The 16,277-nt window shown below is 72.4% G+C and carries 16 protein-coding genes; 7 read left to right on the top strand and 9 right to left on the bottom strand.

The window, feature by feature from the left end; all coding sequences use genetic code 11:
* The first annotated feature begins 78 nt into the window (after positions 1–78).
* Positions 79–585, top strand: a complete 507-nt coding sequence (locus tag ACFY3C_RS21230; RefSeq protein WP_390771855.1) for a GNAT family N-acetyltransferase — start codon at positions 79–81, stop codon at positions 583–585.
* A gap of 119 nt (positions 586–704) precedes the next feature.
* Positions 705–1,013 carry a PASTA domain-containing protein gene (locus ACFY3C_RS21225; RefSeq protein ID WP_386577105.1) on the top strand — a complete coding sequence of 103 codons (309 nt, stop codon included), beginning with the start codon at positions 705–707 and terminating at the stop codon, positions 1,011–1,013.
* A gap of 24 nt (positions 1,014–1,037) precedes the next feature.
* On the opposite strand, the gene ACFY3C_RS21220 is transcribed toward ACFY3C_RS21225, so the two are convergent.
* The 7 genes from ACFY3C_RS21220 to ACFY3C_RS21190 form a co-directional block, all read right to left on the bottom strand.
* Positions 1,038–1,733, bottom strand: a complete 696-nt coding sequence (locus tag ACFY3C_RS21220; protein ID WP_386577104.1) for a demethylmenaquinone methyltransferase — start codon at positions 1,731–1,733, stop codon at positions 1,038–1,040.
* A 55-nt stretch (positions 1,734–1,788) separates the two neighbouring features.
* A complete protein-coding gene (locus tag ACFY3C_RS21215; protein ID WP_389187375.1) occupies positions 1,789–2,388 on the bottom strand; it encodes a hypothetical protein in 600 nt (199 codons plus the stop codon).
* Positions 2,389–2,415: 27 nt separating this feature from the next.
* Positions 2,416–3,615 (bottom strand): cyclic dehypoxanthinyl futalosine synthase, encoded by a 1,200-nt coding sequence (gene mqnC, locus ACFY3C_RS21210; protein WP_386577102.1) that lies wholly within the window; start codon positions 3,613–3,615, stop codon positions 2,416–2,418.
* 71 nt (positions 3,616–3,686) lie between these two features.
* Complete coding sequence (locus tag ACFY3C_RS21205; protein WP_386577101.1) at positions 3,687–4,412, bottom strand: prepilin peptidase; 726 nt, start codon at positions 4,410–4,412, stop codon at positions 3,687–3,689.
* Between the two features lie 41 nt (positions 4,413–4,453).
* Positions 4,454–6,808 (bottom strand): PQQ-binding-like beta-propeller repeat protein, encoded by a 2,355-nt coding sequence (locus ACFY3C_RS21200; protein WP_386577100.1) that lies wholly within the window; start codon positions 6,806–6,808, stop codon positions 4,454–4,456.
* A gap of 174 nt (positions 6,809–6,982) precedes the next feature.
* Entirely contained in the window at positions 6,983–8,695 is a 1,713-nt protein-coding gene (locus ACFY3C_RS21195) for a protein kinase (protein WP_390771854.1), read from the bottom strand.
* A 77-nt stretch (positions 8,696–8,772) separates the two neighbouring features.
* Positions 8,773–9,621: a menaquinone biosynthetic enzyme MqnA/MqnD family protein gene (locus ACFY3C_RS21190; protein ID WP_386577098.1), complete on the bottom strand. Its 849-nt coding sequence runs from the start codon at positions 9,619–9,621 to the stop codon at positions 8,773–8,775.
* Between the two features lie 286 nt (positions 9,622–9,907).
* Here ACFY3C_RS21190 and ACFY3C_RS21185 point away from each other — a divergent pair, with 286 nt between their 5' ends.
* On the top strand, positions 9,908–10,111 hold the full coding sequence (locus ACFY3C_RS21185; protein WP_003992177.1) for a cold-shock protein: 204 nt from the start codon (positions 9,908–9,910) through the stop codon (positions 10,109–10,111).
* A gap of 91 nt (positions 10,112–10,202) precedes the next feature.
* On the opposite strand, the gene ACFY3C_RS21180 is transcribed toward ACFY3C_RS21185, so the two are convergent.
* Positions 10,203–10,778, bottom strand: a complete 576-nt coding sequence (locus tag ACFY3C_RS21180) for a helix-turn-helix domain-containing protein (protein WP_386577097.1) — start codon at positions 10,776–10,778, stop codon at positions 10,203–10,205.
* Positions 10,779–10,846: 68 nt separating this feature from the next.
* On the opposite strand from ACFY3C_RS21180, the gene ACFY3C_RS21175 reads away from it, so the two are divergent.
* From ACFY3C_RS21175 to ACFY3C_RS21160, 4 genes are all read left to right on the top strand, one after another.
* Complete coding sequence (locus ACFY3C_RS21175) at positions 10,847–11,593, top strand: AzlC family ABC transporter permease (protein ID WP_390771853.1); 747 nt, start codon at positions 10,847–10,849, stop codon at positions 11,591–11,593.
* Positions 11,590–11,904: an AzlD domain-containing protein gene (locus tag ACFY3C_RS21170; protein ID WP_390771852.1), complete on the top strand. Its 315-nt coding sequence runs from the start codon at positions 11,590–11,592 to the stop codon at positions 11,902–11,904. Before ACFY3C_RS21175 ends, ACFY3C_RS21170 begins: the two co-directional genes overlap by 4 nt.
* A 54-nt stretch (positions 11,905–11,958) precedes the next feature.
* The gene (locus ACFY3C_RS21165; protein ID WP_390771851.1) at positions 11,959–12,630 is read left to right on the top strand and encodes a class I SAM-dependent DNA methyltransferase; all 672 of its coding nucleotides are present in this window, start codon (positions 11,959–11,961) and stop codon (positions 12,628–12,630) included.
* A 141-nt stretch (positions 12,631–12,771) separates the two neighbouring features.
* Positions 12,772–12,975, top strand: coding sequence for a hypothetical protein (locus tag ACFY3C_RS21160; protein ID WP_386577093.1), 204 nt, complete (start codon positions 12,772–12,774; stop codon positions 12,973–12,975).
* A 116-nt stretch (positions 12,976–13,091) separates the two neighbouring features.
* On the opposite strand, the gene ACFY3C_RS21155 is transcribed toward ACFY3C_RS21160, so the two are convergent.
* Positions 13,092–16,109, bottom strand: a complete 3,018-nt coding sequence (locus ACFY3C_RS21155) for a BTAD domain-containing putative transcriptional regulator (protein WP_390771850.1) — start codon at positions 16,107–16,109, stop codon at positions 13,092–13,094.
* Positions 16,110–16,277 lie beyond the last annotated feature (168 nt).

Below are 16,277 nucleotides of genomic sequence, written 5' to 3'. Positions count from 1 at the left end.
AGAAATCTGCGTGCCGACCGGCACTGGACATGGGCAGTCTATTCAGCAGAATTGATCACCCGGCTGAAGGGCTGCCCCGTGAACCGAGCTCTCCCCGCAGTACAGCTGCGAGTGCCCACCGACGAGGACGCGTTCGCCTGGCACCGGGTCTTCGACGACCCCGAGGTCATGGAGTTCCACGGCGGCAGGTCCGCCGAACTCTCGGTCTACGAGGAGCTGACCGCGCGCCAGCGCCGGCACGACGCGGAGCGGGGGTTCTGTCTGTGGTCGGTGCTGGACGACTCCGGTGACGTCGTCGGTTTCACCGGGGCCCAGCCGTGGCCGCACAAGTGGGGGCCGTCGGGCGAGATCGAGATCGGCTGGCGGCTCGGCCGGGCGCACTGGGGCCGGGGATACGCCTCGGCGGCCGCCGGGGCGACCCTGGAGCGGCTGCGGGCGCTGGGGGTGCCGCACGTGGTGGCGATGGTCGACGTGCGCAACGAGCGCTCCATCGCGGTCACCCGGCGCCTCGGCATGCGGCTCGCGGAGACGTTCGTGACCCCGTCCTCGGAACGCGAGGGGCGCTGCTACCGACTTGACCTGTGACTCAGAGTAACTAACTGTTACAGAAAGCCACATGATGCTTCCGGGCGGCACGCGCCCGGGTTACCCTGCCAGTACCGCTGGGGGTGACATCTGTGCGCATAACACCCAAAACACCCGAAGTGCGCGTTCCTCGTCTGGTCGGCCTCATGGCCGTGGACGCGCGCGAGACGGCCCAGGCGCGGGGTCTGTTCCTGAACGCGCCGGACCGCCCGGACTTCCACCTGACGGTCGTCGACTACGTCGTACGGCAGTACCCGCAGCCCGGCGCCGAGGTGCCGCGGGACTCCATGGTGTACGTGTGGTTCGACTTCGGTGAGGGTGAGGGCGGCGGAGGCGTGCGCGAGCCACGCATCCCCCGGCCGCCCAGAGGCGGAATGCAACGCGAACTGGGCGAGCCCGGCGACGCCTTCGAAATGATCGACCGGTGAGACGCCGGCACCCGCCGCCGGGGCTCAGCTCTCCTTGAAGCCCCGGTGCAGCGCGACCACACCGCCGGTCAGGTTGCGCCAGGCCACCTTCGACCAGCCCGCCTTGCGCAGCCTCTCGGCGAGCGCGGGCTGGTCGGGCCAGGCGCGGATGGACTCGGCGAGGTAGACGTACGCGTCCGGGTTCGAGGACACCGCGCGCGCGACCGGCGGCAGGGCCCGCATCAGGTACTCGGTGTAGACGGTCCGGAACGGCGCCCACGTCGGGTGCGAGAACTCGCAGATCACCACCCGCCCGCCGGGCCGGGTCACCCGGTACATCTCACGCAGCGCCGCGTCCGTATCCTGCACGTTGCGCAGCCCGAAGGAGATCGTGACGGCGTCGAAGGTGTCGTCCTTGAACGGCAGCCTCGTCGCGTCGCCCGCCGTGAACGGCAGCCAGGTGTGCTTCTTCTTGCCCACCTGGAGCATCCCCAGCGAGAAGTCGCAGGGAACCACGTACGCGCCCGTCTGCGCGAAGGGCAGCGAGGAGGTCGCCGTACCGGCCGCCAGGTCGAGGATCTTCTGCGCGGGGCGCGCGTCGACCGCCGTCGCCACCTCCTTGCGCCAGCGCCGGTCCTGGCCGAGCGACAGCACGTCGTTCGTCAGGTCGTACCGTTCCGCCACGTCGTCGAACATCGAGGCGACTTCGTGCGGCTGCTTGTTCAGGGAAGCGCGGGTCACCCGCCCATTCTTGCAGCACGGCCTCCCGGGTCAGTTGCGGGGATACGAGCCGTGATCAGCGGCCGCGGTACACCAGCCGCCCGCCGATCACGGTCGCCACGCAGGTCCCGGCGCCGCGCCGGACCAGTTCGGCGCGGTCCGCGACATCGAACACGGCGAACCGGGCGGGACCGCCCGGCACCAGCCGCGGCAGCAGGATCAGCGGGGTCGGGGACAGCGCCACCGGCCCCGGGAGACGGTCCGGCCGCTGTCCCACCGCGAGCCCGGCTCTGCGCACCGCGTCGACCGCGGCCCGCGTCCGCAGCTCCCCGGCCACCGCCACCGTGCCGTGCGCCAGCATCCGCTGCACCCCGCGCCGCGCGCTCGCGCCGAGGCGCGCGGGGTCGCTGCGGAGGATCTCCCGCGCCCGTTCCCCGCCGATGGGCTCGGTACCGAGGGCATCGGCCTCGCGCGGGTCGGGATGGTACGTGGCCTCCAGCAGCTCCGGGCCGTACGGGTTCAGCAGCCCCGGCGTCAGGATGCCGGGCCAGCGCCGCACCCTCGCCCGCGGGTGGGCGGCGGCCAGTTGCTGGTACGGGCCGACGGCGGCGACGGACGCCCCGTCGACCACGACCGCCGTCTCGGGCGACTGTTCGGCGACGTGAAGTGTCAGCACGGAAGCTCTGGTCGGCTCTGGTCGGCTCTAGTTGGACGCCAGCAGCTTCAGCTCGGGGTGAGCCGTGCCGCCCTCGATCGCCGTGGACGAGATGTGCGACATCACCCGCTCGTCGACGGGGTCGTTCGCCGGGTCGTCGTGCACGACGAGGTGCTCGTAGGTCGTGGCGCGCTGCGCCGGGACGCGGCCCGCCTTGCGGATGAGGTCGATGATCTCCAGCCGGTTGGAGCGGTGCTTGGCGCCGGCCGAGGAGACCACGTTCTCCTCCAGCATGATCGAGCCGAGGTCGTCCGCGCCGTAGTGCAGGGACAGCTGGCCGACCTCCTTGCCGGTGGTCAGCCACGAGCCCTGGATGTGCTGGACGTTGTCCAGGAAGAGGCGGGCGATCGCGATCATCCGCAGGTACTCGAACAGGGTCGCCTGGGTGCGGCCCTTCAGGTGGTTGTTCTCGGGCTGGTAGGTGTACGGGATGAAGGCGCGGAAGCCGCCCGTGCGGTCCTGTACGTCCCGGATCATGCGCAGGTGCTCGATGCGCTCGGCGTTCGTCTCGCCCGTGCCCATGAGCATGGTGGACGTGGACTCCACGCCCAGCCGGTGCGCGGCCTCCATGATCTCCAGCCAGCGCTCGCCGCTCTCCTTGAGGGGCGCGATGGCCTTGCGGGGGCGGGCGGGCAGCAGTTCGGCGCCGGCGCCCGCGAAGGAGTCGAGGCCCGCCTCGTGGATCCGGGTGATGGCCTCCTCGACCGACACCCCGGAGATCCGGGCCATGTGCTCGACCTCGGAGGCGCCCAGCGAGTGGATCACCAGCTGCGGGAAGGCGTCCTTGATGGCCTTGAAGTGCTTCTCGTAGTACTCGACGCCGTAGTCCGGGTGGTGGCCGCCCTGGAACATGATCTGGGTGCCGCCCAGCTCCACGGTCTCCGCGCAGCGGCGCAGGATGTCGTCGAGGTCGCGGGTCCAGCCCTTGGCGGTGTCCTTGGGGGCCGCGTAGAAGGCACAGAACTTGCACGCCGTGACGCACACGTTCGTGTAGTTGATGTTGCGCTCGATGATGTACGTCGCGATGTGCTCGACGCCCGCGTACTTGCGGCGGCGTACGGCGTCGGCGGCGGCGCCCAGCGCGTGCAGCGGGGCGTCGCGGTAGAGGACGAGCGCCTCTTCCGGGGTGATCCGCCCACCGGCGGCGGCACGGTCGAGGACAGACTGGAGGTCGGCCTTCTCGGTCACCTGAGGTCCCTTTCGTCAAGGGTTGTGGACGGACTGATCCAGCCTACGCCAGGGGTTTCGGCCGTCCGCGCTCAGGCCGCGTACGCGCCGATCAGCAGCCCGGCGAGGGCTCCGATGATGAGGAAGGGCCCGAACGGGATCGCCGTCTTGCGGCCCGCTCGTCGCGCGACGACCAGGCCACCGCCGTACAACGCCCCGAACAGGAAGCCGGCGAAGGTGCCGAGCAGGACGGCCGGCCAGCCGTACCAGCCGAGGACGGCGCCCATGCCGAGGGCGAGTTTCACGTCGCCGAAGCCCATGCCGGCCGGGTTGATCAGGTACAGCACGTAGTAGCCGCCGCCGAGCGCGAGGGCGCCGTACAGCGCGGTGAGCCAGTGACCGGCGTGCTCGGGCAGCAGCGCGACGAGGCCGAGCAGGGCGAGCCCGGCGGCCGCGAGCGGCAGGGTCAGCGGGTCGGGCAGCCGCCGCACTCGCAGGTCGACCTCTGCCAGCAGCACCCACACCGGCGCGAGCAGCAGCCAGACCCCCAACTCGGGCCGGGTGCCGGTCGCGGCGGCGAGGGCGGCGCAGATGAGGGCGGTGAGGGTGGCCAGGGCGGCGGACGCGTCGTCCGGCGTCCGCGCGCACTCGCCGCACCGTGCCCAGCCGAGCCACCCGCGGATCGGGTGGCCGTCCGGGCACAGCTTGCGCCACGGCTCCTCGTCCGGGGCGGCGAACCGGTAGGCGGCCCGCGGCAGCAGCGCGCCCGCGACCGCTCCCCACAGCGCCCCGACGAGGGCCAACGCGTCCGTGCTCACGGGGAGATCCTAGGGAGTGCGGCCGGTCGGGGTGGCCGGTCTCAGACAGCCGGCATCGCGTAGACCTCCTGGCCGCCGGTCACCAGCAGCCGGCTGCCCGACCGGGCGATCTGCCAGTAGTCGGTGGCGTCGGTGTTGTCGACCCAGGTCCAGCGGACCTTGCCGGTCCTGGCATCCAGGGAGATGATGCCGCCGCCCAGCGCGCCGGCGGCCGCGTACAGCGTCGTCCCGGCCTTCAGGAACGTCTCCCTGGGCACGCGGTTGCCCTCTTCGCAGAGCCAGATCCGCTTGGCGTCCTTGACGTCGACGGCCCAGATGCCGCGGTCGTAGTCGGTGGCGTAGAGGACGCCGTCGATGACGGTGGGGTTGTTGAAGCCGCGACGGCCGTTCGACGAGAGCGTCCAGCGTGTCCTGCCGGTCTCGATGTCCACGGCGGTCAGCTCCTCGCCCGGCAGGAACACCAGCCCGTCGGCGGCCGTGGGCTGCCAGCTCCAGTCGTCGCCGATCTTCTTGGTCCACAGTTGCCCGCCCGTGGCGGTGTCGCGCACGGTGAGGTTGTAGTTGGAGTCGGCGTAGACGAGGTACTTGCCGGAGACGGTGCCCTCGACGTCGTAGTCCTTGGTGCCCCAGTCGCGTCGCTGCAGCCATGTGGTCCGGCCGGTGCTGTGGCTGACCGCGGCGACGGCCGTGCGGTACTTGGTGGCGCTCTTCGCCTGGCCGTAGTCGGTCAGCGTGACGTAGACGTTCTTGTCGTCGATGGCGATCGTCCGCTCGATCTGCAGCTTCTTGCCGAGGCGGCTGCGCCAGGCCTCGTCGCCGGTCCGTACGTCGTAGGCGACCAGGACGCCGTCGAAGTCGCCGTCGGCCAGGAACACCTTGCCGCCGTGGAAGAGCAGCGGGGCTCCCGAGCGGCAGATGTCCTTCCTGGACCAGCGCGGCTTGCCGGTCTTCACGTCGTACGCCACCAGCGGGTCGCCGCTGACCAGGAGCAGTCCGTCGTAGGTGACGAGCGGTACGGAGGTCGCGGTGCTGTCCTCGGCGGCGCTCTTGTGCCACAGCGGCTGCGGGGCCACCCCGGGAGGCGGGGTGGTGAAGGTCTCGGCGGCCGGCTCGCCGGAACTGCCGTGGCTGCGCGGGCCGTCGGACGTGCCGGTGTCGCCGTCCTTGCGGGACAGCCACCAGGCCGCACCCCCGCCGACGACGGCGACGCCGGCCCCGCCGAGGGCGTAGGAGAGGGCGCGGCGGCGGGTGGGGGCCGGGGCGGAGGCGTCCGTGGCGCCGAGCCGGACGGTGCCGGGCTGCGGGGTGTCGTGGCCCGGGGCGGGCGTGCCGTAGGCGGGCGCGGGCGCGCCGGCCGGCGGGTAGCCGTACCCGGCCGCGGGCGTACCCGCCGGCGGGTAGCCGTATCCCGCCGCCGGGGTACCCGACGACGGCACCGCGGCGGCCGGCATCGTCGGTGCCGGACCGAAAGAGGGTGTCGCGGCCGGCTGCTCCGGTACCTCCAGGTCGAGGTCCAGGATCCCCGCCGCGTGGGTGGCGATGGTGGACGCCACCGCCGAGGGCAGCCAGTCGCTCAGTACGACCTCGACGCCCTGCGGCGCCAGCGCCGCCACGATCTCGGCGGGGCCGGGCCGGGCGGCCGGGTCCTTCAGCAGACAGGCCCGCACCAGACCGAGCAGGGACTGCGGTACGTCCGTCAGATCCGGTTCGCCGTGGACGACCTGATAGAGCATCGCGGCGTGCGAGGCGGCGCCGTCGCCGAAGACGTTGCGGCCGGTGGCGGCGAAGGCGAGGACGGCGCCCAGCGAGAAGACGTCGCCGGCCGGGCCGACGTCCTGGCCCAGGGCCTGCTCCGGGGGCATGTAGCCGGGCGAGCCGACCACGACGCCGGTCTGGGTCATCCGGTTGCCGTCCACCGCCCGCGCGATGCCGAAGTCGATGACGCGGGGGCCGTCGGCGGCCAGGAGGACGTTCGAGGGCTTGAGGTCGCGGTGGATGAGACCGGCCGCGTGGATCTCCTGGAGGGCGGCCGCGAGACCGGCGCCCAGCGCGCGCACGGTGTGCTCGGGCAGCGCGCCGTGCGCGTCCACGACGTCCGTCAGGTCCGGACCGAGCACGTACGAGGTCGCCAGCCACGGCAGCGGTGCCTCCGGGTCGGCGTCCACGACCGAGGCGGTGTAGTGGCCGGAGACCGCCTGGGCGATCTCCACCTCGTGCCGGAAGCGCCGGCGGAAGTCGGCGTCGGCGGCGAGGTCGGGGCGTACGACCTTCACGGCGACGGTGCGGCCACCGGGCGAACGGGCCAGGTAGACCCGGCCCATGCCGCCGGCTCCGAGCCGGCGCAGCATGCGGTAGCTGCCCAACTCCCGTGGGTCGTCCGGCTGCAGTGTCTCCATGGCGGGCGCTCCCCGTCCTTCCCCGTTGCGATGCTTTGCACCGCTGCGCTGCGCGTTGTGACGCGTTGTCCCGACCAAGACCGGTGCGGTGGCGCGCCGTTGGCGTTCGCCAACGCAGACACAGTAGTGACAGCCGGGGAGGGCGGGCCGATGGGGGCGTGCGGCAGGCCGGCGCTAGCCCACCTTCGACATCCGCGACACCGGGTCGCCCTCGGCCGCGCTCTCCGCGGTGTAGCGCAGGTCGTCGCCGACCGGCGTCAACTCCACCGGGTGCGGCGCGGGATCGCAGCCGCCGTGGTTGCCCTTGGCGCCCACCGAGGTCGCCCAGATCCGGGTCTTCGTCACCAGCTTGAGGGTGAGGATGTCGGTGCAGACGCCGCCGATCTGATCGGTCTGCTTGAGCCGGCCCAGCTCCTTGCCGACGGCCGCCTGGTGGACGGTGAGCCGGAAGGTGCCCATGTCGAGCTTGCCGCCGAGTCCGGTGGCCCGGCCCTCCCAGGTGCCGAGGTAGCGGGCCGGGATCGCGCCCGGCGCGGCACTGGGCTCCTGCGAGGAGCCGTTGGCGGGTGACGAGTCCGAGGGGGAGGCGGAGGAGGAGTCGGAGGCGGGCGGCGCGCTGCCTACCGTGTCGTGCCCTCCTTCGGCCCACGGCCGCAGCAGTGCCCCGAGCCCCACGGCGGTCGCGGCCAGCGCCCCCGCCACGGCCAGCGCGACGGTGCAGCTGACCCGCCGCCCGCGCCCGCTCTCCCCCGGCCCGGAGGCCGCCGCCACGCTGACGCTGACCTTCCCGGGAGCCGGCACCGCGTCCTGCGGCTGAGCCCCCGACGGCGCCCCCGACGGCACGGCCGGAGCCTGGGTCGGCACGGGGGGAGTCATCACGGGAGCCGGTCCGAACTCCCCCGCGACCAGAGCCGGCTCACGCGGGACCACACCGGATTCCCCGCCCATCGAAGGACTGCTGAACCGCACCGGCCCCGACGGCGCCGGCTCGGTCGTCTCCAGGTTCAGCAGGTGTACGGCGCTGCGGCTGACCTGTTCGACCAGCGGGCCCGGCAGCCAGCCGCCGGCGACCAGGCGGGCGGCACCCTCGGGGGCGAGCCGGCGGGCCAGTTCGGCCGGGGTCGGGCGGGCGGTCGGGTCCTTCGCCAGGCAGGCGGCAGCGGCCTGGCGCAACTCACCGGTCAGGTCACCGAGTTCCGGCTCCTCGTGGACGACCTTGTAGAGCAGCGCGGCCGAGGAGTCGCCGGGGAAGGGCGGCTCACCGGTCGCCGCGTACGCCAGCACCGCGCCGAGGGAGAAGACGTCCGCCGCGCCCGTGACCCCCTTGCCGAGGATCTGCTCGGGGGACATGTAGCCCGGCGAGCCGACGGAGACGCCGGTCGAGGTCAGGGACGCCGTCCCGTCCGTGGCGCGCGCGATGCCGAAGTCGATCAGCAGCGGGCCGTCCAGGGTCAGCAGGACGTTGGAGGGCTTCACGTCCCGGTGGACGAGGCCCAGTTCGTGCACCGCCGCCAGCGCCTCGGCGAGGCCCGCGCCCAGCGCCCGTACGGTGTGCGCGGGCAGTGCGCCGCCGTCCCGGACGGCCGCGGCGAGGGAGGGACCGGCCGCGTAGGCGGTGGCGACCCAGGGCACGGCGGCCTCCGGGTCCGCGTCGAGCACGGGCGCGGTCCAGGCGCCGCCGACCCGGCGGGCGGCCTCCACCTCGCGCCGGAAGCGGGCCCGGAACTCCTCGTCCAGCGCGAAGTGCGGATGCACGATCTTCACGGCGACCGTACGGCCGCCCGCGCTGCGGCCCAGGTAGACCCGGCCCATGCCGCCGGAGCCGAGCCGGCCGAGCAGCCGGTAGGGCCCGACGGCGGCCGGTTCGTCCGCTGCGAGCGGCTGCATGGCGTCCCCCTCTTCCCCCGGGGCGTCCCGCCTCTCCCCCGGTACGCCTCACTGCCCGCAGCGTAGTGCCGTGGCGATTACGGCTGAAGCAGGTCCACCTTCACGTTGGCCGGGAAGCCGGTCGTCGGACCCACCCGGCGGGCGAACTCGGTGACCGCGGCCAGCTGCGGCTCGCCGAAGCTGAAGTCGAGGGTGGTGAAGTACTGCTCCAGGGTCGCCTCGTCGAAGGCCTCCCAGCGCGAGGCCTGTTCGGCGACCTTGCCGACCTCCTCCAGGGAGAGGTTGCGGGAGGCGAGGAAGGCCTCGTGGACCTGGCGGGTGAGGGTCGGCTCGCGCTCCAGGTAGTCGCGCCGGGCCGCCCAGACCGCGAAGACGAACGGCAGGCCGGTCCACTCCTTCCACATGGCCCCGAGGTCGTGCACGTCCAGGCCGAGCTTGGGCCCGTAGTGCAGGTTGGCGCGCAGGGCCGCGTCGCCGATGAGGACGGCGGCCTCCGCCTCCTGCATCATCAGGCCGAGGTCGGGCGGGCAGGTGTAGTAGTCGGGCCGCACGCCGTACCGCTCGGCCAGCAGGAGCTGGGCGAGGCGGACCGAGGTGCGGGAGGTCGAGCCGAGGGCGACCCGGGCGCCGTCCAGCCGGTCGAGCGGGACCTGCGAGACGATCACGCAGGACATCACCGGGCCGTCGCAGCCGACGGCGATGTCCGGGAAGGCGACCAGATCGTCGGCGTTGCGCAGGAACTCGACGAGGGTGACGGGCCCGATGTCGAGGTCGCCGCGCACGAGCTGCTCACTGAGCTTCTCCGGGGTGTCCTTGGTCAGCTCGAAGTCGAGGAGCGTGCCGGTTCTCGCGAGCCCCCAGTAGAGGGGCAGGCAGTTCAGGAACTGGATGTGGCCGACGCGCGGCCGGGTGCGAGAATTGTCCACATCGCGAGACTAGACCCCGTGCTGTACCGTGCTGAGACCGGCCCCACCGTCAACCCACCCGCCTGGCGGTTCAAACATTCGGGTGACGTGATCTTGGCCCCTATTGCTTTCGGCTGCCCGCGTGCTAGGCTCGCCGCAAGTTGCAGTTTGGTTTCCCTTGCAGTACAGAGCCTGCGGAGCATGTGACCGCGGGCTCTCGTCGTTTTCAGACGAATGCGTTGTGCAGCACAGTTTCGCACTTGCAGGTTCTGGAGCAGGGCAACCCTTTTGAGCCCAAGGAGGGCTTATGGCTACCGGAACCGTGAAGTGGTTCAACGCCGAAAAGGGCTTTGGCTTCATCGCCCAGGAGGGCGGCGGCCCCGACGTCTTCGTTCACTACTCCGCGATCAACGCCTCCGGCTTCCGCTCCCTCGAGGAGAACCAGCAGGTGAGCTTCGACGTGACGCAGGGCCCGAAGGGTCCGCAGGCGGAGAACGTCACCCCCGTCTGATCTCTGCCTGATCGCAGAACCTGAGTGCAGTACCCAAGGAGCCCCGCGCCGCAAGGCGACGGGGCTCCTGCCTTTCCCGTTCATTTCCGGTTCACATGTGCTGCATGATCAGTACGAACTTCGTCCCGGTGGTGAGCGCTTCGTATGCGTGCGGCACATCACCGCGGTAGGACATGTAGTCCCCGGGCGCCAGTTCGACCGCCTCCCCGCGCGGCCCGGCCTTGACGCCTCCCCCTGTGACCACGATGTGCTCCGTGGTCCCGGGAATGTGCGGTTCGGAATCCCGTACGGTCCCGGGCTCCAGCCAGACGTAATAGATATCCCTGCGCGCACCCGGCGGGCTCGCCGACAACAGCGTCGCCAGATAGCTGGACTGCTCGGAGTGCACGATGGGTCCCGCGCCGGCCCGGATCACCTGGACCGCGGGCGTGGGCGGCTCCACGAGGGCACTGAAGGGCACCCCGAGGGCCACGGCCAGCGCCCAGATCGTCTCCATGCTCGGATTCCCGCTCGCCGCCTCCAGCTGGGACAGCGTGGACTTCGCGATCCCGGCGCGCTTGGCCAGCTCGGACAGGGACAGCCCGGTGCGGGTGCGCTCGCGCCTGAGGGACGCGGCGATCCACTCCATCGGGAGCCGGGCGGGCGGCCCGGACGGTGCCTCGGACATGTCGTTCGCTCCATCGGTACGATCGTTCGCCTTGACGGACGGGGCATTCGTTGTTCATTGTAGAAAACATGCGTTCGCTTCTCCGAACACGCTCACTCCGCCGAAGCTCACTCCGCCCAAGCCCACTCCGCCGAACAGGTCTCGGCGCAACGGAGACCGGCTCGCTGGTCCGGGACAGCTCCCTGGTCTGGCTGGCCGGCGGCATCATCGGCGCCTCCTTCGGCGCGGTCTCCGTCGCGGGCGGGCTGCCGGTGTGGGTCCCGGTGCTGATGTCTCTGGTGGTGTACGCGGGATCGGCCCAGTTCAGCGCCGTCGGGGTGCTCCTCGCCGGGGGCGGTCCGCTGGCCGCCGCGGCCACCGGCCTGCTGCTCAACACGCGTACGGCCGCCTTCAGCCTGGCGGTGGCCGAGACCCTTGGTACCGGTCGCGCGACCCGTTTCCTCGGCGCGCATCTCGTCACCGACGAGACGGTCGCCTTCGCCCTCGCCCAGCCCGACCAACGGCGGCGGCGCCGGGCGTTCTGGATCTCCGGGCTCGGCCTGTTCGCCGCGTGGAACACCGGCGTGCTGGCGGGGGCCCTCGCAGGCCGGGCCCTGGGCGACACCGCCCGCTTCGGCCTCGACGCGGCCTTCCCCGCCGTCCTCGTGGCCCTGGTCCTGCCGACCCTGCGCGCCGACGCGACCGTACGGCGCTGCGCCCTGTTCGGCGCCGCCCTGGCCCTGGCCGCGACGCCCGCGGTACCGGCAGGGGTGCCGGTGCTGCTCGCACTGGCCGGGCTGTTCCTGCACCGCCGCCCCGCCGGGGCCGCCGTATGAACGCCACCGTCGCCATGATCCTGGCCCTGGCCGTCGGCACGTATGCCTTCCGCCTGGTGGGCCCGCTGCTGCACGGCCGGGCGACGGTCCCGGCCCGGGTGCAGGAGCTGGCGTCGGCGGGCGCCGTCGTCCTGCTCGTCGCCCTGCTGGCCACGGGCGCCCTGACCGAGAGCGGAGGCTTCGCGGGCTGGGCCCGCCCGGCCGGGGTGCTGGTCGGAGGCGTCCTGGCCTGGCACCGGGCGCCGTTCGCGGTGGTGATCCTGGGCGCGGCGGCGACGGCGGCGCTGCTGCGGCTGGCGGGGGTGGCGTAGGCCGGGGCTGCAGCAAGCCCCCACTGTCAGTGCCCCTGGCTACGGTCCCTCCCCATGACCGACTCCCACGACTTCCTCACCGCCACTCGCACGTTCTACGACACCGTCGCCGAGGACTACGCCGAGCAGTTCCGGGACGCGTACGCGGGCAGGCCCCTCGACCGGGCCCTGCTCGCCGCGTACGCCGAACTCGTCGGCTCCGGCGGGCCGGTGGCCGACCTCGGCTGCGGCCCCGGGCTGGTCACCGCGCACCTCGCCGCCCTCGGCCTGAACGTCTTCGGACTCGACCTGTCCGAGTCCATGCTCGCGATCGCCCGCCGCGAGAACCCCGGGCTGCGCTTCGAGCAGGGCTCCATGCTGGACCTCCCCCTCGGGGACGGCGCGCTGGCCGGTGTCGTCGCCTGGTACTCGACGATCCACACACCGGTGGCCGAACTCCCTGCCCTGTTCGCCGAGTTCCACCGCATCCTGTCCCCCGGCGGCCACCTGCTGCTCGCCTTCCAGGCCGGGGAGCACACCCGCCGCCACGACCGCCCCTGGGGCCACCCGGTGGCGCTGGACTTCCACCGGCGCCGCCCCGAGCACCTGGCGGAACTGCTCACGGACGCCGGTTTCGCGCTCGGCTCCCGCACGGTCCGCGAAGCCGACACCGCCCTCGGCGAACCGGTCCCCCAGGCCTTCCTGTTCGCCCGGAAGCCCGCCTGGACAGGCCCTAAGCGCAGTTGAAACCAGGAGTACCGGGAGCCCGCCCCGTGCCGGGAACCGGCGGGGACGGCATGGGGATCGCTCGCCCCGAGCATCGGTTGCGGCGTCGGGGAGAGGCCCGGCGACCGGATCACGATCCGTCTCTTCCTGGGGGTTCAACCTATGCGCGCCATCGCACTGCGTACGAAGACGGTTCTGACCGCGCTCACCGGGGCCGGCGTCCTGGCACTCGGCACCGCTGCGGCCGTTCCGGCGACCGGCGTGGAGCATGCCCTGGTGCACATCGCCTCCGGTCTGACCGGCCACCAGGCGCAGTCCGGGCCGACCCTGGCGGACGAGCGCCCGCCCGGCCTCGTCCAGTACTGACGGCCTTCGCGAACCGCGCACTGCGGCATCGACGGCACCGGCCGGGCTCACGCCCCGTCGGTGCCGTTCTTCATGCGAGCCGCCCCGGTAGTTTCCGCCGTCCACCAGGTCGTTGCCTAGAGACGCCGCCCCGCGTCCGTCACTCGCATCGCGTCGTACAGCACCTCCGCCGCGCCCCGGTGCTGACGTGCCAACGGTTCGTCGCCCAGCGCCTGCGCCGCCTCCGCCATGCCGTGCAGGGCGCGGGCGGTTTCGTAACGGTAGCCCAGGCGGGAGGCCAAATCGTGGGCGTGACGATGCAGTTCCATCGCCTGCTCGGGTGCGCCGCTGCGCAGGTGGACCAGGCCCACCACGTTGGCCACGGTCGCCTGGCGCAGGGCCGTGCCCTCGGCGGAGACCAGGTCCAGGGCACGCTCGGCGTGTTCGGCGACCGAATGCATGTCGCCGAGGCGCTGACAGACCCGCGCCCACTGGGCGAGGACGACAGCTACGTTCGCGGGTTTCCGGGACTCGTCACACAGTTCGAGAGCTTGGGCGAGGCAGGCCCTCGCCCGCTCGTCCTCGCCGGTGCCGAGGTGGGCCAGCGCCAGCCAGGTCAGCGAGGAGATCTCGTTGCTGCGCGCACCCAGGCGCCGGTTCAGCTCGGTGGCCCTGGCCGCATGCCGGGCGGCCTCGGCGTAATGGCCCGCCCATGTCTCCACGGTGCTGAGGTTGGCCAGCGCCACAGCCTCGGCCCGAGGCGAGCCCAACTCCCGGTGCAAGGCGATGCCTTGGTCCAGGTACTTGCGCGCCTCGTCGAAGTTGCCTATCGCGCCGTGCAGCATGCCGAGCACGTCGATGCACATCGCCTCGCCACGGCGATCGTCGGTGGCAGCCAGCTCCAGGGCCTCCTGGGCGGTGGTGATCCCGTCCTGGAAGTCGCCCAGCCACCAGTGGGCCACGGCCAGGTTGCCCAGGCAGACGCTGAGCAGCGCCGAGTCGCCAAGCTGCCGGCAGGCATCGACACCGATGCGGCCGACCACCCGGAACTCCTCGTAGTGGCCCCGCAGGTCCAGGTAGAAGAGCAGGTCGCGGGCGAGCAGCGTGGCGGAGCGGTGCAGGCATCGGGCGCCCGCCTGTGCGACGACCGCGAGCAGCGCCTCGTGTTCCCGGTCGAACCAGGCCAGAACTTGCTCGTCGCCGTCCAGCCGGGGCAGTTCAGGCGCGCTCGGCTCGGACGGGTTGCCGAAGCGGTCACGACCGGGGAAGAGCATATTGCAGGCCTGCTCGGTGGCCAGCGTGTAGTACCCCACCAGCCGCTCGACCGCGGCCCCCTCGTCGTCCTCCGCCTCCCGCACACTCATCGCATACGTCCGCACCAGATCATGGAACCCGTACAGCCCCGCCTCGTGCTGTTCCAGCAGATGCGCGTCGAGCAGGTGCTCCAGGACGTCCTCGGCCTCGTGGACGTCGGTGCCGAGCAGCGCCGCGGCCGAGTGGACGTCGATCGCGCTGCCGGGGTGCAGGCCGAGCAGCCGGAACGCGACGCGCCGGTCCTCCTCCATCGCCTGGTACGACAGCCGGAGCGTGGCCTCGACGCTGCGTTCCCCGGCGCTCATCTCGCGCAGCCGCCGGGTCTCGTCGGCGAGCCGGTCGACCAGGTACTGGACGGTCCAGCGGGGGCGGTTGCGCAGCCGGGCGGTGGTGATGCGCAGGGCGAGGGGCAGGCCGCAGCACAGCCGGGCGAGCTGGTCGACGGCCTGGGGTTCGGCGGCGGTGCGGTCGGCGCCGAGCATCCGGGTGAGCAGGGTGGTGCTGTCGTCGGCCGAGAGCAGGCCGAGCGGGAGCCACTCGGCGCCGTCGAGTTCGAGCATGCGCACCCGGCCGGTGAGGATGGCCAGGCAGTCCTCGGAGGTGGGCAGCAGGGGCCGTACCTGGGCGGCGTCGGCGGCGTTGTCGAGGAGGAGCAGCAGCTTCCGCTGGGCGGAAACGGTTCTCCACAGGGTGGTGCGCCGCTCCAGGTCGTCCGGTATCCGGTCGTCCGGGATGCCGACGGTGCGCAGCAGGGAGTGCAGGACCGCACCCGGCTCCTGCGCCTTCTCGCCGGGGCTGAATCCGCGCAGGTCGACGAAGAGCTGCCCGTCGGGGTAGTCCGGCGCGAGCAGGTGGGCGGCGTGCACGGCCAGGGTGGTCTTGCCGCTGCCGCCCATGCCGTCCACACCGACGATCCGGGCGCACCCGCCGGCCGGGGCCCGGCCCACTTCCAGCAGCCGGGCCAGCTCCTCGTCGCGGCCGGTGAAGTCCGGCAGGTCGTAGGGCAGGGTGCAGGGCGCGGGCTCGGATCCGGACGGCCGGTCGAGGGGGGCCGGTACGAGGTGGGCCGCGCGGTCGGCCACGGACTGCGGCACCCGGGGCGCCACCTCGGGGCTGTCGCGCAGAATGGCTTCGTACAGCCTTGTCAGTTCGGCGCCCGGGTCGATGCCCAGCTCCTCGACGAGCAGTTCGCGCACCCGGCCGAACTCCTCCAGCGCCTCGGCCTGCCGGCCGCCCCGGTACAGGGCGAGCATCAGCCGGCCGCGCAGGGTCTCCCGCAGCGGGTGCGCGGTCACCAACTCGCGTAGAGGCCCGATGAGTTCGGCCGACTGGCCGAGTTCCAGCTGTAGTTCGAAGTACTGCTCGGCGACCGCCATGTGCCGTTCCTCGAGCGCGGCGGAGGCCGCGGAGATCACCGAACCGCCCGTTCCGGCCATGACCGGGCCCCGCCACAGATCCAGACAGGCTCGCAGATGTCCGACGGCCTCGGCGGGCTGCCCGGCGGCAACCGCCTGCCGGGCCTCGGCCGAGTGGCGGGCGAACTCGTGCAGGTCGAGCTGGTCCTCGTCGATGACGGCCCGGTATCCGGCGCCGTCGGTGACGATCAGCCCGGCGCCGCCAGGGATCCGGGTGCGCAGCGCCGCGACGGCCTTGCGGATCTGGTGGCCGGCGGTCTGTGGCGGCTCGTCGTCCCAGGCTGCGGCGACCAGCCGGGGTACCGGCACCATGCGCCCCGGCTCCAGTAAGAGCGTGACCAGAACACGTTCCTGGGTCGGGCTGCCGAGTCTCAGCCGGCGGTCGCCGTGCCAGCCCTCCAAAGGGCCGAGGATGTTGAAACGCACGACAGGCCGAGCGGATACCGCCGACTCCACGAACCCGTCCCCCCCGCCCCATCGCGTTGCCCGGCCCGAGATGTTCGGGACAATCCTAGTTTGTACCCGAACAGGCCACGCTGGAAGGCGACTTCACGTTACCGTGCGACGCGTCTCGGCCGAGCCAAAGCTAACCCT

The sequence above is a fragment of the Streptomyces sp. NPDC001410 genome, assembly GCF_042895235.1.
Classification (GTDB): domain Bacteria; phylum Actinomycetota; class Actinomycetes; order Streptomycetales; family Streptomycetaceae; genus Streptomyces.
The sequence above is the reverse complement of the archived record's forward strand: the minus strand, read 5'-3'. Positions and strand labels throughout refer to the sequence as shown.